The following is an 859-nucleotide window of genomic DNA, read 5'->3' on the forward strand; positions in this document are numbered from 1 at the left end:
CTGGACAAATTTTTCAAAAATTAGTTGTTGTTGCTCCTGAGCAATACCGATTCCTGTGTCTTCTACGGCAATTTCTAGGCACACTTGGCTAACTCCACATAGACAGTGAATGTGAGCGCGAACAAGGATTTTAATATATCCCTGTTCTGTAAACTTCAGGGCATTGCCCACGACATTAAATAGAATTTGACGTAATCTGACTTCATCAATCAAAATCACCGGTGGTACAGTATCTTCAATCTCGGTGTATAAAGTTAAATTTTTAGTGATTGCCTTTTGAGTAAAAATCTGTTGAATTTCTTGAATCAGAACTCGCAGGTTTACAGGTTCATAACAAAGTTCTAATTTACCGGCTTCAATTTTGGATAAATCCAGAATGTCATTAATCAATCCCAACAGACTTTTACCACTGGCAGTTAGTGTGTTTAAATATGATTGTGCTTGTGGTTCAGTCACAATTGATTGCAGCAAGTCAGCAAAGCCCAAAATTGCATTCATGGGTGTACGAATTTCGTGGCTCATATTAGCTAGAAACTCACTTTTAGCTTTGTTAGCAGTTTCGGCTTCTTGTTTAGCTAGTTCTAAAGCTAAGTTATTCCTGGTTAATTCTTGTTGTGCTTGTGCATCTTTGAGGGCAATGGCTAAATATTTGGCCACTTCGGAAAGCACGGCAATTTCATGCCCTTGCCAAGTTTTGGGGGTGGGTGAATCAAAACAGAGTAAACCTACTAATTTGTCTGAATGTTGCAAGGGGACATCAAGCAGGGCTTGAGTACCACCGGCTAACATTGCCTGAGCGATCGCTGTCATTCTTGTATCCTGTGTGACATCATCAATCACAAGCGGTTGACCCTGTTGC

1 protein-coding gene is annotated in these 859 nt (G+C 40.2%); it reads right to left on the minus strand.

The window, feature by feature from the left end:
* On the minus strand, positions 1-859 hold an 859-nt coding region (locus tag A3775_RS20885), incomplete at both ends, for a HAMP domain-containing sensor histidine kinase (RefSeq protein WP_197480203.1).

It is taken from the genome of Anabaena sp. 4-3, from assembly GCF_001597745.1.
Lineage (GTDB): Bacteria > Cyanobacteriota > Cyanobacteriia > Cyanobacteriales > Nostocaceae > Trichormus.